This window comes from Myxococcus sp. AB036A (assembly GCF_006547355.1).
GTDB lineage: Bacteria > Myxococcota > Myxococcia > Myxococcales > Myxococcaceae > Myxococcus > Myxococcus virescens.
In genome coordinates, this window is record NZ_VHLC01000255.1 from 1 (window position 1) to 410 (window position 410).

The 410-nt window shown below is 67.6% G+C and carries 1 pseudogene; it reads left to right on the forward strand.

Annotated elements, in window-relative coordinates:
• Positions 1-93: 93 nt before the first annotated feature.
• Positions 94-410: pseudogene (locus FL344_RS38320) on the forward strand (hypothetical protein); the annotation flags it as partial.

Below are 410 nucleotides of genomic sequence, written 5' to 3' on the forward strand. Positions count from 1 at the left end.
GTCCAAGGCATCGAGTCGATCATTGCCGGCAATGTAGGGGTCCGGTCCCTGCAGTCCTGGAGCAGCGTCGATGTCTCCTGAGCTGCCCGCGGCGTGATCATTGATCTCGGCTATCGCAGCATCCTGCGGCCGCTGCTCTTCCGCGCGTACGGTCGGGACGCGGAGCGCATTCATGAGCAAACCCTTGCCGCAGTTGCCCGGGCAGGACGGCGCCGGCCGGCGCGCGCCGCCATCGCCGCGCTCTGTGCTCGACACCGAGCTCCGGCCACCGTTGCCGGCATCCAATTCCCCGGTATGGTCGGGCTTGCCGCCGGGATGGACAAAGACGGGGTGGGGACCAAGACGTGGGCCTCCCTGGGCTTTGGCTACATCGAGCTCGGCACGGTCACTGCGCAGCCGCAGTCAGGCAA